General features: G+C 68.5%; 23 protein-coding genes, 3 tRNA genes and 1 pseudogene. 20 read left to right on the forward strand and 7 right to left on the reverse strand.

All coding sequences use genetic code 11. From position 1 onward, the window contains the following. The first annotated feature begins 47 nt into the window (after positions 1 to 47). Positions 48 to 968 carry a cupin domain-containing protein gene (locus AC3A3H_RS13095; RefSeq protein WP_487614986.1) on the forward strand — a complete coding sequence of 307 codons (921 nt, stop codon included), beginning with the start codon at positions 48 to 50 and terminating at the stop codon, positions 966 to 968. Here the strand turns inward: AC3A3H_RS13095 and AC3A3H_RS13100 are convergent. Then, on the reverse strand, positions 965 to 1,474 hold the full coding sequence (locus tag AC3A3H_RS13100) for a CGNR zinc finger domain-containing protein (protein WP_487614987.1): 510 nt from the start codon (positions 1,472 to 1,474) through the stop codon (positions 965 to 967). The two genes, AC3A3H_RS13095 and AC3A3H_RS13100, sit on opposite strands and share 4 nt — an antisense overlap. 89 nt (positions 1,475 to 1,563) lie before the next feature. Between AC3A3H_RS13100 and AC3A3H_RS13105 the strand changes: the two genes are divergently transcribed. Next, positions 1,564 to 3,519 carry a Na+/H+ antiporter NhaA gene (locus AC3A3H_RS13105; RefSeq protein ID WP_487614988.1) on the forward strand — a complete coding sequence of 652 codons (1,956 nt, stop codon included), beginning with the start codon at positions 1,564 to 1,566 and terminating at the stop codon, positions 3,517 to 3,519. 25 nt (positions 3,520 to 3,544) lie between these two features. Beyond that, the gene (locus AC3A3H_RS13110) at positions 3,545 to 3,841 is read left to right on the forward strand and encodes a ScoMcrA-related endonuclease (RefSeq protein WP_487614989.1); all 297 of its coding nucleotides are present in this window, start codon (positions 3,545 to 3,547) and stop codon (positions 3,839 to 3,841) included. Positions 3,842 to 3,863: 22 nt separating this feature from the next. Here AC3A3H_RS13110 and AC3A3H_RS13115 read toward each other — a convergent pair whose 3' ends face one another. Next, on the reverse strand, positions 3,864 to 4,331 hold the full coding sequence (locus AC3A3H_RS13115; protein ID WP_487614990.1) for a DUF2000 domain-containing protein: 468 nt from the start codon (positions 4,329 to 4,331) through the stop codon (positions 3,864 to 3,866). 96 nt (positions 4,332 to 4,427) lie between these two features. Here AC3A3H_RS13115 and AC3A3H_RS13120 point away from each other — a divergent pair, with 96 nt between their 5' ends. Then, on the forward strand, positions 4,428 to 4,892 hold the full coding sequence (locus tag AC3A3H_RS13120; RefSeq protein ID WP_487615073.1) for an Lrp/AsnC family transcriptional regulator: 465 nt from the start codon (positions 4,428 to 4,430) through the stop codon (positions 4,890 to 4,892). 37 nt (positions 4,893 to 4,929) lie between these two features. Here AC3A3H_RS13120 and AC3A3H_RS13125 read toward each other — a convergent pair whose 3' ends face one another. Then, a complete protein-coding gene (locus AC3A3H_RS13125) occupies positions 4,930 to 6,144 on the reverse strand; it encodes an ROK family transcriptional regulator (protein ID WP_487614991.1) in 1,215 nt (404 codons plus the stop codon). A gap of 244 nt (positions 6,145 to 6,388) precedes the next feature. Here AC3A3H_RS13125 and AC3A3H_RS13130 point away from each other — a divergent pair, with 244 nt between their 5' ends. Genes AC3A3H_RS13130 through AC3A3H_RS13150 form a run of 5 tightly spaced genes read left to right on the forward strand, consistent with a single transcriptional unit; the run spans position 6,389 to position 11,511 of the window. Next, the gene (locus tag AC3A3H_RS13130) at positions 6,389 to 7,729 is read left to right on the forward strand and encodes an ABC transporter substrate-binding protein (RefSeq protein ID WP_487614992.1); all 1,341 of its coding nucleotides are present in this window, start codon (positions 6,389 to 6,391) and stop codon (positions 7,727 to 7,729) included. Then, a complete protein-coding gene (locus tag AC3A3H_RS13135) occupies positions 7,726 to 8,637 on the forward strand; it encodes a carbohydrate ABC transporter permease (protein ID WP_487614993.1) in 912 nt (303 codons plus the stop codon). The genes AC3A3H_RS13130 and AC3A3H_RS13135 overlap by 4 nt, the downstream gene beginning before the upstream one ends. Beyond that, positions 8,637 to 9,542, forward strand: coding sequence for a carbohydrate ABC transporter permease (locus AC3A3H_RS13140; RefSeq protein WP_487614994.1), 906 nt, complete (start codon positions 8,637 to 8,639; stop codon positions 9,540 to 9,542). Before AC3A3H_RS13135 ends, AC3A3H_RS13140 begins: the two co-directional genes overlap by 1 nt. A 26-nt stretch (positions 9,543 to 9,568) precedes the next feature. Beyond that, the gene (locus tag AC3A3H_RS13145; protein ID WP_487614995.1) at positions 9,569 to 10,702 is read left to right on the forward strand and encodes a Gfo/Idh/MocA family protein; all 1,134 of its coding nucleotides are present in this window, start codon (positions 9,569 to 9,571) and stop codon (positions 10,700 to 10,702) included. After that, positions 10,699 to 11,511 carry a ThuA domain-containing protein gene (locus AC3A3H_RS13150; RefSeq protein WP_487614996.1) on the forward strand — a complete coding sequence of 271 codons (813 nt, stop codon included), beginning with the start codon at positions 10,699 to 10,701 and terminating at the stop codon, positions 11,509 to 11,511. The genes AC3A3H_RS13145 and AC3A3H_RS13150 overlap by 4 nt, the downstream gene beginning before the upstream one ends. Before the next feature lie 52 nt (positions 11,512 to 11,563). Here AC3A3H_RS13150 and AC3A3H_RS13155 read toward each other — a convergent pair whose 3' ends face one another. Beyond that, entirely contained in the window at positions 11,564 to 11,707 is a 144-nt protein-coding gene (locus AC3A3H_RS13155; RefSeq protein WP_434316366.1) for a hypothetical protein, read from the reverse strand. Positions 11,708 to 11,853: 146 nt separating this feature from the next. On the opposite strand from AC3A3H_RS13155, the gene AC3A3H_RS13160 reads away from it, so the two are divergent. The 4 genes from AC3A3H_RS13160 to AC3A3H_RS13175 all read left to right on the forward strand — a co-directional run bounded on the left by AC3A3H_RS13160 (position 11,854) and on the right by AC3A3H_RS13175 (position 14,135). Further along, positions 11,854 to 12,156 (forward strand): helix-turn-helix domain-containing protein, encoded by a 303-nt coding sequence (locus AC3A3H_RS13160; protein ID WP_487614997.1) that lies wholly within the window; start codon positions 11,854 to 11,856, stop codon positions 12,154 to 12,156. A gap of 86 nt (positions 12,157 to 12,242) precedes the next feature. Beyond that, positions 12,243 to 12,327 (forward strand) — tRNA-Tyr (locus AC3A3H_RS13165). A gap of 114 nt (positions 12,328 to 12,441) precedes the next feature. Next, a complete protein-coding gene (locus AC3A3H_RS13170) occupies positions 12,442 to 13,254 on the forward strand; it encodes an inositol monophosphatase family protein (protein WP_487614998.1) in 813 nt (270 codons plus the stop codon). Between the two features lie 182 nt (positions 13,255 to 13,436). Continuing rightward, positions 13,437 to 14,135, forward strand: coding sequence for a M23 family metallopeptidase (locus AC3A3H_RS13175; RefSeq protein ID WP_487614999.1), 699 nt, complete (start codon positions 13,437 to 13,439; stop codon positions 14,133 to 14,135). Positions 14,136 to 14,261: 126 nt separating this feature from the next. Here the strand turns inward: AC3A3H_RS13175 and AC3A3H_RS13180 are convergent, their stop codons facing one another. Next, positions 14,262 to 16,004, reverse strand: coding sequence for a glycoside hydrolase family 13 protein (locus AC3A3H_RS13180; protein ID WP_487615000.1), 1,743 nt, complete (start codon positions 16,002 to 16,004; stop codon positions 14,262 to 14,264). A 211-nt stretch (positions 16,005 to 16,215) separates the two neighbouring features. Further along, a complete protein-coding gene (locus tag AC3A3H_RS13185; protein ID WP_487615001.1) occupies positions 16,216 to 17,136 on the reverse strand; it encodes a pentapeptide repeat-containing protein in 921 nt (306 codons plus the stop codon). A gap of 108 nt (positions 17,137 to 17,244) precedes the next feature. Between AC3A3H_RS13185 and AC3A3H_RS13190 the strand changes: the two genes are divergently transcribed. The 3 genes from AC3A3H_RS13190 (at position 17,245) to AC3A3H_RS13200 (ending at position 18,506) form a co-directional block, all read left to right on the forward strand. Beyond that, positions 17,245 to 18,201 (forward strand): aldo/keto reductase, encoded by a 957-nt coding sequence (locus AC3A3H_RS13190; protein ID WP_487615002.1) that lies wholly within the window; start codon positions 17,245 to 17,247, stop codon positions 18,199 to 18,201. Positions 18,202 to 18,329: 128 nt separating this feature from the next. Next, positions 18,330 to 18,401: transfer RNA gene (locus AC3A3H_RS13195), tRNA-Thr, on the forward strand. Positions 18,402 to 18,432: 31 nt separating this feature from the next. Further along, a tRNA-Met gene (locus AC3A3H_RS13200) sits at positions 18,433 to 18,506 on the forward strand. 56 nt (positions 18,507 to 18,562) lie between these two features. Here the strand turns inward: AC3A3H_RS13200 and AC3A3H_RS13205 are convergent. Beyond that, positions 18,563 to 19,603 (reverse strand): LacI family DNA-binding transcriptional regulator, encoded by a 1,041-nt coding sequence (locus tag AC3A3H_RS13205; protein ID WP_487615003.1) that lies wholly within the window; start codon positions 19,601 to 19,603, stop codon positions 18,563 to 18,565. Positions 19,604 to 19,821: 218 nt separating this feature from the next. Here AC3A3H_RS13205 and AC3A3H_RS13210 point away from each other — a divergent pair, with 218 nt between their 5' ends. From AC3A3H_RS13210 to arfA, 4 genes and pseudogenes are all read left to right on the forward strand, one after another. Then, a complete protein-coding gene (locus AC3A3H_RS13210; protein ID WP_487615004.1) occupies positions 19,822 to 21,186 on the forward strand; it encodes an ABC transporter substrate-binding protein in 1,365 nt (454 codons plus the stop codon). Positions 21,187 to 21,252: 66 nt separating this feature from the next. Beyond that, on the forward strand, positions 21,253 to 22,203 hold the full coding sequence (locus AC3A3H_RS13215; RefSeq protein WP_487615005.1) for a carbohydrate ABC transporter permease: 951 nt from the start codon (positions 21,253 to 21,255) through the stop codon (positions 22,201 to 22,203). 22 nt (positions 22,204 to 22,225) lie between these two features. Then, positions 22,226 to 23,113, forward strand: a complete 888-nt coding sequence (locus tag AC3A3H_RS13220) for a carbohydrate ABC transporter permease (RefSeq protein ID WP_487615006.1) — start codon at positions 22,226 to 22,228, stop codon at positions 23,111 to 23,113. Positions 23,114 to 23,160: 47 nt separating this feature from the next. Beyond that, positions 23,161 to 24,671, forward strand: a pseudogene (gene arfA, locus AC3A3H_RS13225) (arabinosylfuranosidase ArfA). Positions 24,672 to 24,725 lie beyond the last annotated feature (54 nt).

The raw sequence follows: 24,725 nt of genomic DNA on the forward strand, positions 1-24,725 counted from the left end.
ATACGGATTAGTGCCACAGGCTCAGAAAAGTGCTCTAGAGTCTCATCATGGACGGAATCAGTCGGCTTCTGCGCATGGCGCGGCTGGAGGCGACCCTCGACAAGCGCTGCCGGCTCGCCGGCTCGACCCGGATGGAGGTCGAACCCGAGGGGGTGCGCGACATCCCGTTCCACGTGCTCCTGGAGGGGGAGTGCACCCTCGAGGTCGGCGGGGAGCTCTACCCGATGAAGGCCGGCGATGTGGTGGTCATCCCGTCCGGAGAGGTCCATCGGATCCTAACCGCGGGGACCCGGTCGTTCCGCGGCACGGTCGAGCGCCAGGGCACCTCGCTCGCGTTCACGGCGAGTGCCGAGGGCGGCGCCCCGGTGATGGACCTGTTCTGCGGCCACTACAACGTCGGCGCCGGCGCCGGCGCGATCCTGTTCGGTTCGCTGCCCACGCCGACGCTCGCCTCGGTGTTCGACTCGGAGGACGGCCGCGCCACCCTGACGCGGCTCGCGGAGCTGATGCGGACGGAGGCCGAGCACGACACGGAGGGCTCCGCCGCGATCATGTCGGCGTTCTGCACGGTGCTGATCGCCCTGGTGCTGCGCACGTCGGGCGGCGCCGACGGACGCACGCGGCTGTGGACGGCCAGCCCCGACGACCAGCTCGGGGACGTCATCCGGCGGGTCCTGGCGCAGCCCGGCGACGACTGGTCGATCGTCGCCCTGAGCCGACAGCTGGCGATGTCGCGCGCCACCTTCATCCGCCGCTTCCACGCCGCGACGGGGATGACCTTCGGCGCGTTCCTGATCCAGGCCAGGCTGATGACGGCGGCGGACCTGCTGGTCGGCTCCGATTCGACCGTCTCCACCATCGCGGCACGCGTGGGTTACCAGTCCGAGTCCGCTTTCACGCGCGCGTTCCGCACCGCGGTCGGCGAGACGCCCGCGCGGTTCCGCAGGCAGCAGCGGCAGCTCGTCTAGAGCGCGAGTCCCTCCGCCGACGATCCGCGCGACCGCTCGTAGTGGCGCCGGGCCTTCATCCGATTGCCGCACAGCGCCATCGAGCACCACTGCGCCGTGTTCGCCCTGGACCGGTCGATCAGGAACCGGCGGCACTCGGGATTCGCGCACGGGCGCAGCCGCCCCGGTCGCCGGGACTGGAGGTCGCCCCAGGTCAACACCATCCGGGAGGCGAACGCGGCCTCCGGCGGGATGGCCGTCTCCCAGCGCACGCCGCCGCCGTCGACGACCGGCACCGAACGGACATCGTTCAGGAACGGCTCGAGAGCGGAGGGGGCGCTGACGCCCCGGACCACGTCCTGGATCGCCGCACGCACCGCTCGGGCCGCGCTCGGCATCGTGTGCGATCCACGCTCGGCCAGCCATGCCGACGCCACCTCGTCGTCGGCGAGCTCGTCGACCTCCACCGTGCCCGACACGGGTGTCGTGTTCAGCAGATCGAGCAGGACGTCCTCGTCTTCCCGCACCGTGCTTCCCCTAACCTGTATAAACTCGTTGACAGGTTAGCATGCGTCCGATACCGTCGAGGCATCCACGTAAGGGCAAAGGCGGACACGTGACCTCGACTCATCCCGCACGACCCGGCACGCGTCGCGCCCGGCCGGGCACGCGACGCCCGGTGAATCCCCGCCGCCGCGACAGCACGGCGCCGCGCACCGTTCTCGTCCAGCCGAAGCGGAGCTTCCAGGGTGTCTGGCGCGCCGGCGCCCTCGCGTCGTTGCTGCTCGTCGCCGCCGTCGTCGTCGCGGTCGGCTGGGCGAACCTCGGCGGGTACGAGGCGTTCTGGACGACTCCGCTCGGCGTCCGGCTGGGGCCGTTCGCGATCGAGTACGACCTCCGCACCTGGGTGAACAGCGGACTGATGACCCTGTTCTTCCTCGCTGTCGGCCTGGAGGCCCGCCGGGAGTTCGACCTCGGCGACCTCCGCGAACGACGCCGGCTCATCCTCCCGTTGACCGCCGGGCTGCTGGGCATGGCTGTGCCGGTCGCCATTTACCTCGCGGTCAACCACGGCTTGCCCACGGCGCGCGCCTGGGGCGTGGCCATGTCCACCGACACGGCGCTGGCGCTCGGTGTGCTGACACTGCTGGCGAAGAACGCCCCGAAACGGGTCCGCACGTTCCTGCTGACGGTGTTCGTCGTGGACGACCTGGCGGCGCTCGTCATCATCGGAGCGCTGTACAGCGGCCCGATCGCGCCCCTCCCCGCCACATTGGCGGTCGTGGCGTTCGTCGGGATCATCATCGCCCGCCGGTTCAGCAGGACCATCGGCCGCCAGGTGGCCGTGATCCTCGGGATCGCGATGTGGTTCTGCCTGCTGCTCAGCGGCATCGACCCGGTCGTCTCCGGCCTCGCGATCGGCCTGGCCACGACGGCCTACGTACCGTTGCGGACCGACCTCGAACGGGCCACCGGCCTCGTCCGCCAGTTCCGCGAGATGCCGACGCCGCAGCTCGCGCACTCCGCCACGACCGGGCTGACCGATTCCCTGTCGGAGAACGAGCGGATCCTGTTCCGGCTGAGCCCGTGGACGTCGTACGTCGTCGTCCCGATCTTCGCGCTGGCGAACGCCGGCGTCGTCATCACTCCGGAGCTCCTCGCACGCGCCGCGGGCAGTGCGGTCACGATCGGGATCGTGCTGGGCTACATCGTGGGCAAGCCCATCTCGCTCGCCGGCACGGCCTGGGTACTCTACAAGATCTCCGGAGGCCGGATCCGGCCGCAGGTCGGCTGGCTGTCCGTGATCGGAAGCGGCACCGCCGCGGGAGTGGGCTTCACGGTCTCGCTGCTGGTGGCCAGCATCGCCCTGAACGGCTCGGCGCTCGCAGAGGCCAAGATCGGCATCTTCCTCTCCGTCGTCGGCTCGGCGCTGCTCACCTGGGCGGTGTTCAAGAGCGTCCGGTTCATCCCGTCGGTCAAGCGGACCCGCGCCCTGGTGGGATCCCCGGATCGGTCACAGGACCTGCTCACCCCCGTCGACTCGGACGTCGACCACATCCGCGGCACCATCCACCCGGCGGTGACCCTCGTCGAGTACGGCGACTTCGAGTGCGGCTACTGCGGCCGCGCGGCGCCGACAGCCGAAGCGCTCCTCGAACGTCACCCCGACCTGGCCTTCGTGTGGCGGCACCTGCCCCTCTCGGACGTGCACCCCAACGCGCTGCGGGCTGCGGAGGCGACCGAAGCCGCGGGCGCGCAGGGCGCGTTCTGGCAGATGCACGACATGCTGATGGGGCACCAGGACAAGCTCTCGCTGGTGGACCTGGAGTCCTATGCAGTCCAGATCGGCATCGATCCCGACCGCTTCATGGACGACCTGCGATCCCGGGCGTACGCGGACCGGGTCTCGGCGGACATCCGCTCGGCGGACCAGAGCGGCGCCGCCGGAACCCCGACGTACTTCATCAACGGGCAACGCCACGAAGGCCCGTACGACATCGAATCGCTCTCGGCGGCCATCAACACGGCTCGCGCACACACCCTCGAGGCCGTGCAGTCCGAGGACGTGTGAATCGTCACTCAACGAAGGGGAAGAAATGACACATCCGATCGACTGGGCTCCCATCACCGCCGACCACGTCGTCACGGCGCTCGGCGAATACGACGACCTCGGAGCGGACGGGTTCTTCGCCGAGCACGGCTTCGCGCCGACGCTCACCTACGACCTGATCTGGAACGGCCGCACCTACCCGCCGAAGGCGATCCTGGGCCGCGCGTACGAGATCGCGACGGGGACCCGCCTCCAGCCGGACGAGTTCGAGGGCGGCAAGTCGGGGGCGGCGAAGATCCTGCCCCGGCTCGGCTTCGACGTCCAGCCGAAGGCTGCGCACTGACGCGGGCGCTCGATGCCGGCGTTCAGAGCAGGGGGAGCCGGCCGACGATCTTGTCCACCCGGTTGCGCGGTCCGACGATGCTGACCGCGTAGTACTCCACGTCCTCCGCCGGGGTCGTCGCCATGGTCTGGCGGTACTCGTCGTAGACGCGAGTCAGCTGCGCGGCGGCCGGCATGTCGGCGAGGTACACGGAATCGGCGGCCGCGGCGGCACGGCCACGGATCGCCGACAATTCCGCAGCCGAGGCCTGCAACACGCTGCACCCCGCCCAAGGGAGACCCGGATGCGCGGCGCCCGACGCGTCGACCGCGTCCTCGCCCAGGAGCCCGGCGATGTGCGGCGCGGTCGCGGCGGCAGTGCAGGCCGCCGCGTTGGCGGCCAGCCCGACGGGCAGGGCGCCGTTCACGACCAGCACCCACTTCAGTCGGGCGGCCCGGGTCGGGGCGGCCGTGTCGATCTCCTCGTCCGTGAAACCTACGGTAGTAGCCATTGATACCTCGCAAACAATCGGTGATGTCGGCTCGAAGCTACACAAGCCGCGGTGATTGCGCACGGAATCCGAACATCGTTCGGCAGCGCGACTACGATGGCGGTCGTGGACGAACTTGATAAGGCGATCCTCCGCGAACTCCAAACGGACGCGCGCCGCACCAACCGCGACATCGCCGCCGCCGTGGGCGTCTCACCGAGCACGGCGCTCGAGCGAACGCGAGCCCTGCGCGAGCGCGGGATCATCAAGCGCGCCGTGCTCGACGTCGAGCTCAGCCGGATCGGCCGGCCGGTCCAAGCGCTCATCGCGGTGCGGATCCGCCCGCCGTCCCGCGCCGTCATCGAAGGCTTCCGCGACTGGGTGAGCTCCCTGCCGGAGACGATCGGACTGTTCGTCACGACCGGCAACGAGGACTTCATCATCCACGTGGCGGTCCACGACAACGACTCCCTCTACGGGTTCGTCATCGACCGGCTCACCCAGCGGCGGGAGGTCGCCGACGTGCGGACCTCTGTGGTGTACGAGCACATCCAGAACCACCGGGTCGCGCCGGCGGAGTGAAACGCGGTCGCGGCGCCGCGGTGCGGCACGCGAACCGTCAGTAGACCATCAGTGCGGTGGCGTGCGGAGCGAGGAAGTGCTCCATGACCAGCGCCGCAGCTCCTTGGGCTGCGATGTGCTCGCCGATGGCGGAGCCGGTGACCGAGAGCTCCCGAGAGACGATGAGTTCTTTCTTGACGAGCGCGGGAAGCAGCGGAAGGAAGAGGCTGCTGAGCCGGTCCCAAAGCGGTCCGCCCAGCACGACGTTCGGCACGTCGAGGAGGTTGACGAGGACACCCAGCCCGACGGCGACCCTCTCGGCCGACCGTTCGAGGATCCGAGCGGCGCCGGCGTGGCCGGAGTCGGCGAGCTCGCACAGGCGGGTGCAGGCGTTGTCGATCGCGACGTAGTCCCTGAGATCCGGCAGGGGCACCAGCCCGGCATCCGCCGCCTGGACGACGAGCGCCTCCGGCACGCATGCTGCGGCGAGGCTGCCGCGCCGCCCGCTCCACTGCAGCCATTCGGCGCTGGGGTCGACGATCATCTCGCCGACTTCGCCGAAGTTGTTGCTCACTCCGCGCAGCACCTGATTGTCGATGACGACGGACGCGCCCACGCCGAATCCCAGGTGGAGGAAGACGAAGTCGTTGGTCTCCTTGGTCGAGGAGCGGAGCTCTGCGGTCGCAGAGGCGGTGACGTCCTTTTCGAGGAGCACGGGGAGCCCGGTCGCGTCGTGGAGGTCGCGGCGCAGCTGGACGTTGCGCCAGCTCGGCAGCTGCGGCGGATCCACGATGACGCCCGAGATGACGTCGAGCGGCCCGGGGGCGGCGATGCCCAGCCCGAGAACGCGATCGCGCTCGATGCCGGCTTCAGCGATCACCGCGTCGACGGCGTCGGCGATGACCGCGGTGACGCGTCCGGGATCGGTGGCCTGCGGCGTCCGGAGATGGGTCTTGTGCCGGACGTCGCCGCTGAGGTCCAGCAGCACCACGGTGAGGAGCGCCGGGTCGATGTGGACGCCTACCGAGTAGGCCCCGTTCTCGTTGACGACCAGCGGGATGCTGGGCCGGCCGCGCTCGGTGTTGCCCGGTTCGCCTTCGAGGATCAGGTTCTCGTCGAGGAGTCGGCGGCTGATGTTCGACACGGTCTGCGAGCTCAGTCCGGAGGACCTCTGCAGGTCGGCGCGGCTGGCACCCGGCGTGCGGCGTACCAGGTCGAGGATGACGGCCTGGTTGAAGTCCGCCAGCCGGATCTGGTTGCTGCCGCGTCGCATCGATGTCCTCCGGTGGTGAGTTTAGGGGCTTCGTTCGCTCCGATTTAATTCTATCAGGTGGATAAAAACATCCGATGAGTTTGACCCCTGAATCACGCGGATCCCCGTATAGGCGGCTCGCTGATCGCAAAGACTTTGACAGAACATGCAGACCTGGCTTAGCGTTGCTCCCGCGCTTTGATAAAAGCAATGGACAAAAGAGTCCTAACCCGACTTCCGGCGAAGCGCAGAGAGGTGAAACGCAATGAAGCGCAATCGTGTATTCGCGGCAGCGACACTCGCCGCCCTCACCATCGGCACGTTCACGGCCTGCTCCAGCAGCCAAGACTCGAGCGGGCCGACGACGATCACGATCGTCGAGTACCAGCAGGCTCGAGCCGACGCGGTCAAGAAGCTCATCCCGCAGTTCGAGAAGGACATGGCCGCCCAGGGCAAGAAGATCACGGTCGACCTGCGGTCGGACATCCTCACGGACGACCAGTTCAAGACGAAGATCACCCAGCAGTTCCACTCCGGGACGGCGCCGGACGTGATCGACGTCGGCGCGAGCACCGTCTCCGGCTACGCGTCTGCCGGATACCTGCTCCAGCTCGACGACGCGTTGAACAAGTGGGACGGCTGGAAGAGCTTCTACCCGACGGTGAAGACGGTCTCCAAGCAGCCGGACGGCCACTACTACTCGATCCCGCACGAAGCCAATGTCCAGAACCTCTTCTACCGCAAGGACGTCCTGGAGAGCATGGGCGTCGACACGTCGCAGCCGAAGACCTGGACCGATCTGATCAGCAGGCTGAAGCAGGTGGCGGCCAAGACAGGTCAGCCCTCCATCGTGCTTCCCGCGGGAACCGCCTGGGGCGGCGGCACCTGGGCCGAGGGGTTCCTCCCGCTGATGTCCGGCACCGGCAGCACCTTCTACGACGCCAAGACCGGCAAGTGGACCGTGACCAGCTCCGGCCTGACCGCGACGTTCGATCTGTACAGCAAGCTCGTCGCCGACAAGCTGCTCCCCGTGCAGGACCTGCTGAACCCGAACCCGTGGCAGCAGACGAAGTACGTCGACTTCGTGAAGGGCACCCTCCCGGTCTCCGCGCAGGGCACCTGGGGCTGGAAGTACGACTGGGGCCCTCAGGGCGCCGCGCCGATCCCCGACGTGGAGAAGAAGGTCGGCACCTGGGACTATCCCGCACTCGGCGACGGGACCGCTCCGTACTCTGTCGGAGGCGCCGGGTTCGTGTACGCCGTCAACGCGAAGAGCAAGAACACCGAGGCATCGATCGAACTCGCGCAGTGGCTGTCCTCCGGCAAGCCGCTCGCCGAGCAGCTGGTCGCCATCGGAGCGGCGGCTCCCCGTTCGGGCATCTCCGACATCGAGCCCTACAAGAGCCAGCCCTCCCTGCTCGACGCCGAGGCCAAGCTGAAGACCAGCGTCGTCGCCCCGGCAGGCGACGGTGTCGACCAGGTCTCGCAGGCGGTCCAGACCGCCACCGAGAAGATCCTCACCGGCGACGCCGACGGCAAGCAGGCAGCGCAGTCGTTCGCCAGCGACGCCGCCAACCTCCTCGGAAGCTCCCTGGTCGCGAAATGAGCTCGATTTCCGTTCCGGCCGGACGGAAGCGCCGCCGGCTCCAGCGCAGAGGCCTGCTGCCTCTGCTGCTGGGGCCGTCGGTCCTGCTGATCGCGATCTTCGTGATCGCGCCGGCGGCCTACAGCATCTATCTCGGCTTCACCAACACCCAGCTGACCGGGTTCGCCGCTCGCAACCCGCAGTTCGTCGGTGTCGACAACTACACCTACCTGCTGGGGTCGAGCGACTTCCTCACCTCCCTCGGGCGCACGGGAGTCTTCGTCCTGTTCTCGGCGATCGTCGGCCAGACCGTGCTCGGCATGGTCGCGGCACTGCTGCTCAGCCGCAAGTGGATGCGCGGCAAAGGACTGTTCGGCGCCGCCGTGCTCCTGCCGATGGTCGTACCGGAGGTCGTCGCCTCCCTGACCTGGGCGTCCGTCCTCTCGCCGCGCGGTGATGGGACCCTCAACCGGCTCATCCACTTCTTCGGGGCTCAACCGGTCGCCTGGCTGCAAGCCGCCCCGATGGTCTGCATCATCGTGATCAACGTCTGGCGTGGCATCGCCTTCGCCATGATCATGTTCCAGGCGGCTCTCGAAGACGTCCCCGACGAGCTCATCGAGGCCGCGCGGATGGACGGAGCCTCCGCCCGGCAGGTGTTCCGCAACGTCACACTGCCGCTGATCCGCGGGCCGGTGTTCCTCTACCTGCTGTTGACCACCATCACCACGGTCGGCGTCTTCGGGCTGGTGTACTTCCTGACCCAGGGTGGACCGGGCGCGCAGACCCAGCTGGTGTCGATCTACATCTTCCAGCACGCGTTCCAGTACTCCCAGATCGGGCTGGGCAGCGCGGCCTCCGTGGTGCTGCTGGTCATCCTGCTGATCCTCGGTCTCACCTATGTCCGGCTCGCGAAAGTGGAGGTCTGATGAGCGCGACGATCGCTCTGGAAACCCTTGCCGAAGAGGACGACACCGGGACGCGCCGCAGCGGGGGCGAACCGCATCGCCGGCCGGCGCCGTGGCAGGTCGTTCAGCGGACGCTGCAGTACGTCCTGATCACGACGCTCGGTCTGTTCTGCCTGGTCCCGTTCGCCTGGCTGGTCCTCAGCGCCGTCGACGCCCATGCCGGGCCGACAGTGCAGCTGCCTGCGCTCAGCCTGAGCAACTTCGTGCGCTTCTTCACCGAGCCGGACACGCCACGGTTGCTCGCCAACAGCCTGATCATCTCGATCGCGGCGACCGCCCTCAACCTGGCATGCGGGATGGTCGGCGCGTACGCCCTCTCCAGGTTCCGATTCCCCGGGCGCACCAGTTTCATGTTCGCCATCCTTCTCGTCCGGGTCATCCCGGCTCCGGCCACGATCGTCGCTCTCTATCTGATGCTCGTGCAGCTGCACCTCGACGACAGCTACCTCGGCCTGATCCTCGTGGAGGCGGCCGCGTCGCTCCCGATCACGCTGTGGCTCCTGAAAGGAACCGTCGACGCGGTCCCCCAGGAGATCGAGGAGGCCGCGCGGATGGACGGCTGCTCGCGACTCGGCGGCATGCGCCGGGTGGTGTTCCCGCTGATGGGCCCCGGCCTCGGGGCCGCGGCGATGCTCACGTTCATGGCGGTCTGGGGGGACTTCCTCACCCCTCTCGTCCTGCTCCAGTCGCCCGACCTGTACCCGCTCTCCATCGGCCTGTTCCGCGCCTTCAGCGCGTTCAACCAGACCGACTGGGGCGTGCTCGCCGCCAGCGCACTGATCTACATGGTTCCCCCGGCCGTCCTTTACCTGGTGCTTCGGAAGTACCTGTTGAAGTCGAGCCTCGGCGGCGCTCTCAAGGGATGAGGCGGATGGACTTCGAAAGGATGCACATGTCAGAACGACTGCCGGTCATCGTGGTCGGCGCTGGGGCGATGGGCCGCGAATGGCTCAGACTTCTCACGCACAACGAACACGCCGACCCGGTCGGAATCGTCGACCTGGATCTGGACCTCGCCACGACCGCCGCTGCGCAGGTCGGCCTCGGGCAGGCTGTGGTCGGCACCGACCTGGCGGACGTCGTCACCCGGTCGGCGGCTGCCGCGGTCATCAATGTGACGGTGCCGAACGCGCACCGGGTCGTCAACGAACAGGCACTCCGGCTCGGCCTCCCTGTGCTCTCCGAGAAACCGCTCGCGCCGACACTATCGGAGGCGCTGCGCCAAGTGGCGATCGCCGACGTGACCGGCGGGTTGCTGATGGTCAGCCAGTCCCGGCGCTACTTCAACCACCTCACCGCACTCCGCGACGCCGTCGGCCGGCTCGGACCGATCGGAACGATCACGCAGGAGTTCTTCCACGAGGACCACGAACCGGGATTCCGCGAGGAGATGGCGCACCCGCTGCTCGTCGACATGTCCATCCACCACTTCGATGCGATGCGCTACGTGACGGGAGACGAACCGGTCAGCGTGCGTTGCTCGGCGTGGAACCCGCCATGGAGCTGGTTCCGCGGCGACGCGTCGGCGACCGCCGATTTCGCGCTCCGATCCGGCGCCCGGTTCGTCTACGCCGGCAGCCGCTGCACCCCGGGACTCCGAACATCCTGGAACGCCGCCTGGCGCGTCCAGGCGGAACGGGGTGCGGCGAGCTGGGACGGCGAGCAGACCGTGGTGGTCGACGCGGACGGGGTCGAGCCGGTCATCGGCGACGCCGAGGAGGAGCTCGCGGGGTCGCTCGCCGAGTTCGTATTCGCCGTGCGGTCGGGGACGACCCCGCAGAACGAGGTCCGGGCGAACATCCTCAGCCTGGCGATGGTCGAAGGCGCGGTGGAGAGCAGCGCGCGCGGCGGATCCGACGTGCTCATCGACGACCTCCTCGAAGACGCATACCGTCAGGCGCTGACCGACGAGACGGCGGCCGACATCTCCGACCGGTTGCGTTCGTGGGGCAGCGCGCGCGCAGGCATCGAAACCGGACACTGGGGGACACTCGCCGCCCCCGAGAAGATTGGACAAATCGCATGACAGCATCAACGCCCATCCGTGTCGTCGTCTGGGGGGAGAACCGGCACGAGCAGGTGAACCAGCGCGTCCGCGACCTCTACCCGGACGGGATGCACTCCACCATCGCCGACGGGATCCGTGCGCTTCTCGGCGACGGTGTCGAGGTCAGCACGCACGTCCTCGACGAACCCGAGCACGGCCTCACCGAGGACGTGCTCGCCGAGACCGACGTGCTGCTGTGGTGGGGCCACACGGCACACGAGGAGGTCGCCGACGAGGTCGTCGAACGCATCCACCGGAACGTCCTGGAAGGGATGGGGATCATCGTCCTCCACTCCGGTCACCACTCGAAGATATTCAAACGCCTCATGGGCACGACCTGCAGCCTCCGGTGGCGCAACGACGGCGACGGCGAACTGGTCTGGACGGTCGCACCCCGCCACCCCATCACGGACGGTGTCCCGCAGCCGATCATCATCCCGGGGCAGGAGATGTACGGCGAGTTCTTCGACATCCCCGAACCGGACGAGCTGATCTTCATCAGCAGCTTCTCCGGCGGAGAGGTGTTCCGCAGCGGTGTCACCTACAACCGCGGCTACGGCCGGGTGTTCTACTTCAGTCCCGGCGACGAGGTGTACCCCGTCTACCATCACCCGGATGTCCAGCGGGTCATCGCCAACGGGGTCGCGTGGGCACAGCCGCGAGCAGCCCGCCAGTCTTATGAGGTCACGCCGATGTACCGCGCGGGCGAGTTCGACAGGCCCCTACGGCAGTCTCCGGACGGGCCGATCGACTTCTACACCGGCGAGCCTGCTCCCGCCCGGTCGTAGCGCCCGAGAAAGCGTGCCGGCGCCTGGTCGAAGGCGTCGGCACCGTCCCGGATCAGGCCGTCTGCTGCAGTTCGGCGAAGTAGGTGACGTGGCAGCCGTCGCCGTTGCACTCGACGCAGACGGTGATCTCCTCGCTGTGCTGCCGGGGGTCGGCTCCCGTGCCATCGCACCGTTCGCAAATCTCCAACGTTCTCATGCCCCCGATTGTGCGCGCCGCCACCGACATCCACGGAATGCGCCGGGGTGTGTCGCGAAGTCGGGACCGGACGCGCGGATTCTGCTGTGGGCGGAATCCACGAACCCGCCGGGCGCGGACGCCGGGCCGCGGCTTAGGCTTCTGGCATGTTGATGCGGCACGCGATCGGCTCCGTGCTCCGCCGGCTGCGGACGGAGCGGGGCGCAACGCTGCGCGAGCTCTCGGAGACCTCGCGGATCAGCATCCCGTACCTCTCGGAGATCGAACGCGGCCGCAAGGAGGCGTCGTCCGAGATCCTCGCTGCGCTCTGCCGGGTGCTGGACGTGACGGAGGGCGAACTGCTCGCGCAGGTGGTCTCGGAGTTCGCGGAGGCGGAGGTCCTCACCCTCGTGCGCGACGGCGCCGACACCCGCCCGGCGGACGCCCCGACGGTGCTGCTCGCGGCCTGACCGCGCCGATTTCGTTCGGCGGCGCGCGCCGAGTATCCTTACATGGCGCCTTCGCTCAGCAGCTGACTGGTGGTCGGAGCGCACATGGCGAGTTACCCAAGCGGCCAAAGGGATCTGACTGTAAATCAGCCGGCGTAGCCTTCGGGGGTTCGAATCCCTCACTCGCCACCATGGGAGAAGAGCCCGGCCGAATCGGCCGGGCTCTTGTGCGTTCTGAGCCGCTCCGCAGCGACCCCGCCTACCGTCAAGTGGTCTCCGCCGCCGATCGATGCCAGGGTTGATCCCATGCCCACCCCCAACGAGCTGCTCGAGATCGCCACCACCGTCGCCCGTCGGGCGGCCGCACTCGCCCTGCAGCGGCGGCGGGACGGGGTGGAGGTCGCGGCCTCCAAGTCGAGCATCACGGACATCGTCACGCGCGCCGACCGGGAGTCGGAGGACCTGATCCGCAGTGCGCTGGAGGCGTCGCGGCCGCGGGACGGGTTCCTCGGCGAGGAGTCCGGCGGCGACGCGGGGAGCAGCGGGCTGACCTGGGTGGTCGACCCGATCGACGGGACGGTCAACTACTTCTACGACATCCCCGCGTGGGCGGTGAGCGTCGCCGTCGTGGAGGGCGACCCCGACCCGGCGAGCTGGCGGACGCTCGCGGGCGCGGTCGTGAATCCGGTCACGGGGGAGGTGTTCACGGCCGCCGCGGGAGGCGGCGCCCGGCTGAACGGCCGACCCATCCAGGTGAACAGCGGGGTGGACCTGCCGCTGGCGCTCGTCGGGACCGGCTTCGGGTACGACGCGGAGATCCGGCGCAAGCAGGCGGCCTTCGTGGCCGAGCTGATCCCGCAGGTTCGCGACATCCGGCGCATCGGCGCGGCCTCGCTCGACCTGTGCTCGGTCGCATGCGGGCGGCTCGACGCCTACTACGAGCGCGGGCTGAACCCGTGGGATCACGCGGCGGGAGCGCTCATCGCTCAGGAGGCCGGCGCGCGCGTCGGCGGGCTCGGCGACACCCCGGCGGGCAAGGCGCTGCTGCTCGCGGCGGCGCCGGGACTGTTCGAGCAGCTCGATCCGCTCGTGCAGGGGTATTACCAGCGCTGGGAGTGACGAGCCGGCCATCCGAGTGGTGAGGCAGTTATCGTTTCGTTATATTGGATCGGGTGCGCCAAGAGACCAGACCACGGACGGGTATCGACGCACCCTCCACGGGGCGGGGACAGACCCGCCGGGAGGTGCGGCAGCGCGAGCTAGCGGCCCAGCGGGCGCGCGAGCCTCGGTTCGGCCGCGGCGTGAGCGTCGTGGCGATGCTCTCGGTGCTCGGCATCGCGGTCGCGACCACCGTCCCGGCGATGGCCCTCCTCACGCATGACGATGTCCGCGCCCGCACCGCCTCCACCCACTTCTTGAACGCTCCGGCGTCCGAGGGGGAGATTCAGGCGCTCGACAGCGTGACCTCGGCCGAGCGGGAGTCGATCGTCCGTGACAGCGGTGCCGCGACCTCCGGGGAGCAGGTGGCCGCGCTCCGCTCGATGCGGATCGCGGACACCTTCCGCAACAACCCGGCCGGCGCCGTCCAGTGGCCGTTCCCGGTCGGGGTGCCGATCACCTCCGGATTCGGGCCGCGCACCGCACCGACGGCGGGCGCCTCCACCAACCACCTCGGCGTGGACTTCGCTCCGGGCGCCGGCGTCCCCATCCAGATCATCGCCGACGGCGTGGTCCGGGAGGTCGTCGCCCGTGACGACGGCGGCTGCGGCGTGAACGTCACGATCGACCACGTGATCGACGGGAAGCCGGTCAGCAGCAAGTACTGCCACCTGCAGACCGGATCGGTGCGGGTGGAGGCCGGACAGCGGATCGCCGTCGCCGACATCGTCGGGACGGTCGGCAACACCGGCATCTCGACGGGGCCGCACCTGCACTTGGAGATCCGGGTGAACGGAACGGCCGTGGACCCCGTTGCATGGCTGCGGGCCAACGCGAGCTGACCCGCCGGTCTGAACGGAGGAGATCCGCTCCGACACGCCGGCGGGGAACGGCGAACGGAGGAGATCGGGCCGGGGGACGGCCGGATCTCCTCCGTTCGGAGTGGCAGGCGGGGGCAGACCTGCGGGTCAGACCAGCCAGGCGGTGGTGTCGCGGGGGAGCATGCCGTTCTCGAGCGGGGCGCTCGCCAGGATGACCGTGCCCTCGGGGAGCTGCAGCGGAGCCTTGCCGAAGTTCACGACGACCGTGACGTGCCCCGAGCGGAACAGCAGCGCGTCCTCGCCCGCGTTCGACCAGCGCAGCTCGCCGAACGCGAGGTCGTGCTCGCGGCGGGCGACCAGCGCCTCCTGGTACATGGTCAGAGTCGACCCGGGCACGCCCTCCTGGGACGAGCGGGTGTACTCGGCCCAGATCGCGGGCTGCGGCAGCCAGCTCTTCGGGCCGGGACCGAACCCGTAGGACGGGTCCGAACCCTCCCACGGGATGGGCACGCGGCAGCCGTCGCGGCCGTAGCGCTCGCCGTTCGTGCGGAACCAGGTGGGGTCCTGGCGCGCGTCGTCCGGGAGGTCGATGGCCTCCGGGAGGCCGAGCTCCTCGCCCTGGTAGAGGTACGCCGAGCCGGGCAGCGCCAGCATCAGGGCCGTCGCGGCGCGGGCGCGGCGCAGGGCGAATGCGGTGTCCGGGATGCCGGCCGACTTCGGCCCGATGCCGTGGCCCTGCGGGTTGTCGCCGGTGAGCGCGAGCCGGGTCGCGTGCCGGACCACGTCGTGGTTGGAGAGCACCCACGTGCTCGGGGCGCCGACGCTGGCGAACACGGCGATGGAACGGTCGATCACCGCACGGAGCGCGACCGCGTCCCACGGCGTCTCCAGGTAGCCGAAGTTGAAGGTCTGCTGCATCTCGTCGGCCCGGACCCAGTTGGCGAGCTTCTCCATCGGCTCGACCCAGGCCTCGCCGCAGAGCACGCGGTCGCCCTCGTACTCCTCCAGCACGGTGTGCCAGTCGCGGTAGATGTCGTGGACGCCGTCCTGGCCGAAGTAGGGAGGCGTCACCGGCTCGCCCTCGGCGTGCGCGCTGATCTCCGGCTCCAGCACGATGCCGCCGGTGGTCGTCGCGACGGCGCCGCCGCCCATGCTGCCGGCGTTCGCGGGCGGGGTGTAGTCGGGGAGGCCGGCCTCCTTGATCATGCCGTGCGCGACATCCACGCGGAAGCCGTCGACGCCGCGGTCGAGCCAGAACCGGAGGATGTCGCGGAACTGCTCCCACACCCACGGGTTCTCCCAGTCGAAGTCGGGCTGCGACTTGTCGAACAGGTGGAGGTACCACTGGCCGGGGGTGCCGTCCGCCTCGGTGATCCGCGTCCAGGCCGGGCCGCCGAAGATGGACTCCCAGTTGTTGGGCGCCTCGTCGCCGTCCGGGCCCGCGCCGTCGCGGAACAGGTAGCGCCCGCGCTCGGGGCTGCCGGGGGCCGCGGCGAGGGCCTCCTGGAACCAGACGTGATCGCTGGAGGAGTGGTTCGGGACGATGTCGATGATGACCCGCAGCCCGAGGCCGTGCGCGGTCTCCAGCAGCGTGTCGAAGTCGGCGAGCGTGCCGAAGCTGGGGTCGACGTCGCGGTAGTCGGCGACGTCGTAGCCCGCGTCGTTCTGCGGGGACGTGTAGAACGGCGACAGCCAGACGGCGTCGACGCCCAGGGCGCGCAGCGCGGGGAGACCGCGGGTGATGCCGGGCAGGTCGCCCATCCCGTCGCCGTCGTCGTCGGCGAACGACCGCGGGTACACCTGGTAGATGACCGCGGAGCGCCACCACTCGCGGCCGGGCGTGCTGGGCGAGAGCGTGCGGGAGGATTCGGAAGTCGGAATGAGGATCACCTGTCTTGGCGGAGGACGGAGTGTCCCAGCGAACGCGCGTCAGCGAACGGTCGGGGGCGCCGCCATTCACCGCACGCCGTCGCTGCGGCACCGGGATCGGCGCGCCGTCGTCGGCGCTGCGAGCAATGGTAGCCCTCCAGGCCGGGTGAAAGGGGAACGGGTGGGTTGTGATGGACCGTGCGGAGGGGGGTGCGGCGGCTTCGCGGTCCGCTCAGTGAGGTGCGCGGACCCAGTGCGACGGGCGGCGCAGCGCAGCCGGGAGGCGGGTGCGGGCGTCGCCCTGGGCCGCGTCCACCTGGGGCTGCGTGAGGTAGATGGCGCGGTCGAGGAGGGCGCCGTCCAGCCGGGCGTCGCGCAGGTCGGCCCCGATGAGCTCGGCGGCGGTCAGGTCCGCGTCGCGGAGGTCGGCCGCGATCAGCAGGGCGCCACGCAGTTCGGCCGCGCGGAGGTCCGCCCCGCGCAGGTCGGCGCCGAGGAGGTCGGCTCCCGGGAGGGCGGCGCAGCGGAGATCCGCGCCGCGCAGGTCGGCGCCGGCGCGCACGCGGGGGCGCTTGCTGCGGGTAGGGACGGTGGAGGCCGGGCGGGCATCCCGGGTCGCCGCGGCGCGGGTGAGGGCAGCGGCCTCCCGCAGCAGCGCGGCCGCGGGATCCCGCAACTCGTCGATATCGAGTTCGAGGATGCGGGCGGGCGAGGCGTCGGCGGCGGCCGCGACCTCGTCCCAGGAGGCGCGAAGAGCGGGACGCAGTGCCGTGGCGGCGGGCATCGCGAGGGCTTCGCGGAGGTACCAGAGGAGTTCGTGGAGCTGGCGGACGATCGGGAAGACCGCGAACATCTCGGCGCGGACTCCCGCGTCGGTGCGCCACGACCTGCCCTCGAAGGTGTGCTGCGTGACCAGCTGGCCGGCGCCGAAGCAGTCGAACACCGTGCAGCCCTTGAAGCCTCGCTCGCGGAGCTGCGGGTGGATGCGGCAGCCGAAGCCGTCGTCCAGGTTCACGCACTCCTCGCCCGCCGGCTTGTCGAACGCGAAGTCCGCGGACCGCGCGAACGCGAGCGCGACGCAGCACAGCCCCGAGCACGAGCTGCAGTCGGCGCTGAGCGCGCGCTCCGGAGCGGCAGCGGGGGCGGGGGTCATTCCTCCACAGTACGGCCGGAAGTTCACGTCTTCACATCTTCGACACATTCGGAATAGCCCGGGCCGCCCGGCGTTAGCGTGAGTTGACAGCCACGAAAGGATCACGGAATGACTTCACCGCGCCGCGCCATCGGGACCTCCGACCTCCATGTCTTCCCGCTCTCACTGGGTGGAAACGTGTTCGGCTGGACGGCCGACCGCGACACTTCGTTCGCCGTGCTCGACGCCTACACGGCCGCGGGCGGCAACTTCGTCGACACGGCCGACGGCTACTCGGCATGGGTGCCGGGCAACACCGGCGGCGACTCGGAGCTCATCCTCGGCGAGTGGTTCACGGCCCGCGGCAACCGCGACGACGTGGTGCTCGCGACCAAGGTGAGCCAGCACCCCGACTTCAAGGGACTCGCGGCCGACAACATCCGCCGTGCCGCCGACGCCTCGCTCGAGCGCCTGCAGAGCGACCACATCGACCTCTACTACGCGCACTTCGACGACCAGTCGGTGCCGCTGGAGGAGACCGTCGCCGCGCTCTCCGAGCTGGTCGACGCCGGCAAGGTCCGCTACATCGGCATCTCCAACTACTCGCCCGAGCGCATCGAGGAGTGGTTCGCCATCACCGAGCGCGAAGGCCTCCACCGCGCGGTCGCCCTCCAGCCGCACTACAACCTCGTGGAGCGCGCGTACGAGGAGAAGTACCGTCCGCTGGCCGAGCGGGAGCAGCTCGGCGTGATGCCGTACTTCGCGCTCGCCGCCGGCTTCCTGACCGGCAAATACCGCGACGGCGTCACCGTCGACAGCGCGCGCGCCGGCGGCGCGTCCAAGTACCTGGACGAGACCGGCCGCAGCGTCCTCGCGGCACTCGACGAGGTCTCGGCCGCGCACGGCGTCTCGGTCGCCACCACGGCGATCGCCTGGCTCGCCGCCCAGCCGACCATCACCGCACCGATCGCGAGCGCCCGCACGCTCGACCAGCTCCCCGACCTCCTGGCCGCCGTAGAGCTCGAGCTGACGGCCGACGAGCTCGCCGCGCTCGACGGCGCATCGGAGGCCGCGAAGGCCGCCTGATCCGGCAGCCGAGGTCACGCGAAACGGGGCTCACCGGGGGGTCCGGGTGGTACGAAGCACCCGCGCGAGGATGGTATCCTCGTACGGTTGCCGAAAACGGCCCGGACCTCTCCGGATGCCCCGGCTTCGCCCCCTTAGCTCATTGGTAGAGCACTTCCTTGGTAAGGAAGAGGTAGTGGGTCCGATTCCCACAGGGGGCTCCGTCTCCCGGTCGCGACGACGGGAGACCCCGGCGGGGTAGCTCAGGTGGTTAGAGCACACGGCTCATAATCGTGGTGTCGCGGGTTCGAGTCCCGCCCTCGCTACAAAACCCCCGGAATCTCACGGTTCCGGGGGGTTTTCGGTTTAGCGGGTGATGCTCTCAGTTCGCGCGTTCCTCCTCGCCTGGGAACCCGGTCGACTCGCGGCGGACGATACGGAAGTCGGGGCGCAGCGTGCGGGGCGGGCGGCGATCGCCCTTCTCGTTGATGCGCTCGATCAGCAGGTCGACGGCGAGCCGCGCGATCTCGGTCCGGCCCGGGTCGACCGTGGACATCGACGGCACGGAGTACTGCGATTCGTCGATGTTGTCGAAACCGATGACCGCGACGTCGTCGGGCACGTGCACGCCTGCCTCTCCAAGCGCGCGGAGGACGCCGAGGCCAAGTGTGTCGTTGAGGGCGAATACCGCGTCGAAGTCCACGCCGTCGGCGAGGAGCGCTCTCATGGCGGCGGCACCGGCCTGTCGGGTCCACCCGTCGACACGGCGGACGAGCAGAGGATCGAACGGGATCCGGGCGGACTCCAGGGCTTGACGGTATCCCTCGAGCCGGAGGTTGGCCGAGCTGGCGACATCCGGTCGCTCGTCGATCTCACCGACGACGGCGATGCGCCGTCGACCGATACCCAGCAAGTGCTCGACGGCCGCCACGGCGGAGGAACTGTTGTGCATGGTGACGTGATCGGTCGGCCCGGCGAAGATCCGCTCGCCGAGGAGGACGAGCGGGAAGTCGACGTCGAGCAGCTCCACGTCGTCCTGGCCGAGGCTCACCGGGCTGAAGAGCAACCCGTCGAGGAATCGCAGCCGCCCCCCGGTGAGCGACTGGATCTCGGTCTCGCGAACCTCGTTGGTCTGCTCGACGACCACTCCGAGCCCCCGCTCCTGCGCGGCCTGGATGACCGCGTCGGCGAGCTCGGCGAAGTAGTTCTCCCGGAGCTTCGGCACGCTCAGCCCGATCACGCCCGTCCTGCCCGATCGCAGCCCGCGTGCCGACAGGTTCGGACGATAGCCCAGCTCGGCGATCGCGGCCTCGACCTTCGCCCGTGTCAGGGGGCGGACGTACGGATAGTCATGGATCACGTTGGAAACGGTCTTGATCGACACGCCGGCGGCCCGGGCGACATCGTGCAGGGTAGTTGTCATTGACGCTCCTTCGCGCGGCCCCTCAGAGTACCGAAAACTGCTTGACACCTAAGCGCTCGGTAGTCATAGTCGTTCCTACAACGTGAGAATGCAACGTTGTAGATTGCGATTCCGCATCCGCCGAAACGGATGCGTTGCCGTCGATGTCGACGACACACGCCGTTCGCGGCATTGCGGTGCACCAACAATGAGGTTCAGCATCCGAAAGGAATCGAGCAGTGAACAGAAGCAGAGTCATCGCCGTCATGGCGAGTCTTGTGGTCGCGGGAGTACTGGCCGGTTGTACCGGATCCGGTGGGGGTTCGAGCACCGATGGCGCCAACGCGAACACGTCCAATTGCACGAACAAGATCGTGAAGAAGGACGCCCCGGTCGTCACGCTGTGGGCGTGGTATCCGAACACCCAGAAGGTCGTCGACAACTTCAACAACGCGCACAGCGACGTCCAGGTCTGCTGGACGAACGCCGGTGCCGGCGGCGCCGAGTACGACAAGTTCCAGACCGCGGTAAGCGCGGGCAAAGGTGCTCCGGATGTCGTCATGCTCGAGGCCGACCGCATCCCGACCTTCCAGGTGCAGGATGCTCTCGTCGACCTGAAGGGCCTCGGCTACAACGACATGAAGGACAACTTCAGCGACGGCGCGTGGAAGGACGTGTCCGTCGGGGACGGGGTCTACGGCGCTCCGATCGACGGCGGTCCGATGGGCATGATCTACCGCACGGACATCTTCCAGAAGTACGGCATCACGACTCCCCCGAAGACCTGGGATGAGTACGCCGCTGCGGCCCAGAAGGTGAAGGATGCCGGCGGCCCGCTGTTCGGCGACTTCCCGGCGAACCAGCCGGCCTACGTGACTGCCCTGCTCTACAACAACGGTGCCACCCCGTTCACCTACAACACCGCCAATAAGGGCACGATCGGCATCAAGCTGAACGACGACAAGTCCAAGCAGGTGCTCGACTACTGGGCCGGGCTCGTCTCGAAGGGGCTGGTCGGGAAGCAGGACCAGTTCACCCCGGAGTACATTTCCGGCGTGATCGGCGGCAAGTACGCCACGTACCTCTCGGCCGCGTGGGCGCCCGGTTACCTGCAGGGCGCAGGTGTGGGCAAGGGCGCGGACGCGGGAGTCTGGGCGACTGCTCCGCTGCCGCAGTGGGACCCGAGCAACCCGATCTCGGTGAACTGGGGTGGTTCGGCCTTCTCGGTCACCAAGCAGGCCAAGGATCCCAAGCTCGCCGCGAAGGTCGCGTTCGGCGTCTACGCCGACGATGCATCGCTGAAGGACGGGTGGGAGAACCAGATCATCTTCCCGCTCAACCTCAGCGTGCTGAAGGATCCCGCGTTCGTCAACGCCGAGGTCAAGTTCTTCAACGGGCAGCAGGCCAACAAGGAGGTCTACGTTCCGGCGGCCAACGCCTACAAGGGCATGGTGTACACCCCGATCGGGCAGTACTACTACTCCGCGTTCACCAAGCAGATCGCCGCGATCAACGACGGCTCCAAGACGGGGTCTCAGGCGGCCGATGCGCTGCAGGACGACGTCGTCAAGTACGCGAAGGAGCAAGGGTTCACCGTCAAGTGAGCCCGCGTGGAGGGTCGGCCCGGAGAGGGCCGGCCCTCCACGATCCCTTCCCGATCCGGAGGAATCATGACCGCAGCAACCGCCAACACCGTCGAAGCCCGTGACGGCACCGGCAGGCCACGAGGACGTCGCCGTACGACCCATACCCGCAGGAACGCCATCGGATGGCTGTTCGTGGGCCCGTTCGGCATCATCTTCCTCGGCCTCCTGGTGCTGCCGATCGGCTACGCGCTCTACCTGAGCCTGTTCCAGAAGTCGCTGATCGGAGGGACCCGATTCGTCGGGTTCGGCAACTACCTGAAGGCGTTCAGCGACCCGTCGTTCTTGAGCGGCGTCCAGTTCGTGATCAGCTTCTCGCTGGTGCTCATCCCACTCCAGATGGCCGTGTCACTCGCCATCGCCCTGATGCTCGACATCGTCGTCACCCGGTTCGCCCGGTTCTCGCGGCTCATGATCTTCCTGCCGTATGCGATCCCCACGGTCATCGGCGCGCTGATGTGGGGGTTCCTGTACAGCGAGAACTTCGGGCCACTGGCGGACATCTTCGGAGCCTTCGGGAAACCGGCGCCGGACTTCCTCAGCACGGGCCTGATCTTCTACGGCCTGCTCAATGTCGTGACCTGGCAGTGGGCGGGCTATTACATGATCATCCTCTACGCCGCGCTGCAGGGGATCGACCCGACGCTATATGAGGCAGCGCGCATCGACGGCGCGTCGCAGTGGCAGATCACGTTCCGGATCAAGATCCCCCTCGTCGCACCCGCACTTGTGCTGATCCTCGTATTCGCACTCATCGGCACCCTCCAGTTCTTCAACGAACCGAAGATCTTGCAGCCGCTGGCGGCCGGAGCCATCCCGAACGACTTCACCCCGAACATGTACGCGTACCAGCAGGCGTTCTCGCTTGCGAACTACAACTACGGTTCCGCGATCTCGTTCGCGCTCGGCGCCGTCGTCTTCGTCTGCGTCTACATCTTCATGTTCGCGACCCGCAAGAGGGGGAACATCCTGTCATGAACGCCATGAACTCCGTGAACGCATGGACACCATGAACGTCGAGCGCAAGCGCACGACGCGGACGCCGGGCGGCGTGCCCATCCATATCGTGCTCGGTGTGCTCGTCATCTACTTCCTCATCCCGTTCTGGTGGGTCATCGTCAACAGCTCCAAGAGCACGGCCGAGCTCTTCGGCGGTGGTCCGGCGCTGTGGTTCGGCTCGAACGTCGACTACCTGGGCAACCTGGTCGCACTGTTCACCTACGGCGGCGGCATCTACGGGCGCTGGCTGCTGAACTCGGCCCTCTACGCGGTCGTCGGCGGTGTGGGCGCGACAGCACTCTGCGTGCTCGCCGGCTACGGCTTCGCCAAATACCGGTTCGCCGGGCGCCGGGCATCGTTCTCGATCCTCCTCGGAGCGGTCATGGTGCCGGCGACCGCGCTGGTGATCCCGACGTTCGTGCTGTTCTCGGTCGCGGGGCTGACCAACACCATCTGGGCCGTCATCATCCCGAGCCTGTTGAACCCGTTCGGGGTCTACCTGATGGCGGTGTACGCACGGGACGCCGTGCCGGATGAGCTTCTGGATGCTGCACGGGTCGACGGCGCGGGCGAGTTCCGCGCCTTCTTCCGGGTGGCGCTCCCGCTTCTGCGTCCCGCGATCGTCACGGTGCTGCTGCTGTCGGTGGTCTCCTGCTGGAACAACTACTTCCTCCCGCTCGCGATGCTCTCGGACAACCGGCTCTACCCGGTGACGGTCGGAATCGGTCTGTGGCAGTCCACCGCATCGACCTATGGCGCGGCCGGCGGGCAGAGCCTCTGGAGCATCATCGTCCTCGGTTCGCTTGTCTCGGTGATCCCCCTCATCATCGCCTTCCTGACGCTGCAGCGCTACTGGCGAGGGGGACTGGCCATCGGCAGCCTGAAGTAGCGCAGCACCCGTTAACCGTTCATGCCGCATCGACCCCGCGAGGAACCGTGACTTCTGCACATCTCACCATCGACCCGCACTTCGTGGTCGGTCCCATCAACCGCCGCCTCTTCGGCTCGTTCGTGGAGCACCTCGGACGGTGCGTCTACGACGGCATCTACGAACCCGGTCACCCACAGGCCGATCCAGACGGATTCCGTAACGACGTCGCCGAACTCGTTCGGGAGCTCGGCGTGACGACGGTGCGCTACCCGGGCGGCAATTTCGTCTCCGACTACCGGTGGGAGGACGGGATCGGGCCGGTGGATCAGCGCCCGCGACGGCTGGACCTCGCCTGGCACTCGACCGAGACCAACGAGGTCGGACTGGACGAGTTCGCGCGCTGGCTCCGCAAGGTCGACGGCGAGCTCATGTATGCCGTGAACCTCGGTACGCGTGGCATCGAGCAGGCCCTCGACGTGCTCGAATACGCCAACCACCGCAGCGGGACCGCCCTATCGGATCTCCGGATCGCGAACGGTTCGCGCGAGCCGCACAACATCCGCATGTGGTGTCTCGGCAACGAGATGGACGGCCCGTGGCAGGTGGGCCATGGGACACCCCGCGAGTACGGCCGGCTCGCCGTCAAGACCGCGCGGGCGATGCGGCAATACGACCCGACGCTGGAGCTCGTCGTCTGCGGCAGCTCCGGCGCGGGGATGCCGCTCTTCGGCTCCTGGGAGCGCACGGTGCTGGAGGAGACCTACGACGAGGTCGACTTCATCTCGTGCCACGCGTACTACGAGCCCCTGGGGGGCGACTACGGGAGCTTCCTCGCGTCTGCCGTCGACATGGACCGATTCATCGACTCGGTGGTCGCCACCGCGGATCATGTGAAGGCGGTTCGCCGCAGCGACAAGACGATCAACATCTCCTTCGACGAATGGAACGTCTGGTATCAGTCGCGGTATGCCGAGGTCGACCGGATCACCGACGTCGACGATTGGCCGGTCGCGCCACGGCTGCTCGAGGACACCTACTCGGTCATGGACGCGGTGGTCTTCGGCAACCTCCTCATCTCGCTCGTCCGCCATGCCGACCGAGTGACCGCCGCGAGCCTCGCCCAGCTGGTCAACGTCATCGCGCCGATCATGACGGAGCCGGGCGGAGGCGCCTGGCGGCAGACGACGTTCTTCCCGTTCGCCGTGATGTCGCGCCTCGCGCGTGGCCGCACGCTCGAGCTGAAGCTCGAATGCCCCACGTATCCGACAGAGCGCTACGGCGAGGTGCCGGTGGTGGATGCCGTGGCGACGCACGATCCGGAGACCGGCGACACCGCAGTCTTCCTCGTCAATCGCAGCATGACCGACACCGTGGAGATCGGCATCGACACGAGCATCCTCGGCGACGTCTCCGTCGACTGGATCGTGAGCCTCCACGACGACGACATCCACGCGGCCAACACGCTGGCCGACCCGGAGCGCGTCGCCCTCAAGCCAATGACAGCGCGCGCATCGTCGAGAACGAAGTCCGCATCTCGCTTCCGCCGGTCTCGTGGACCGCGCTCACGCTGCGGTGACCGCGAGGGGCCGGCGGTCCCACACGCGGCCGTAGAAGGTCCTCATAGCGGTGG

It is taken from the genome of Leifsonia sp. Soil_N53 (assembly GCF_057655165.1).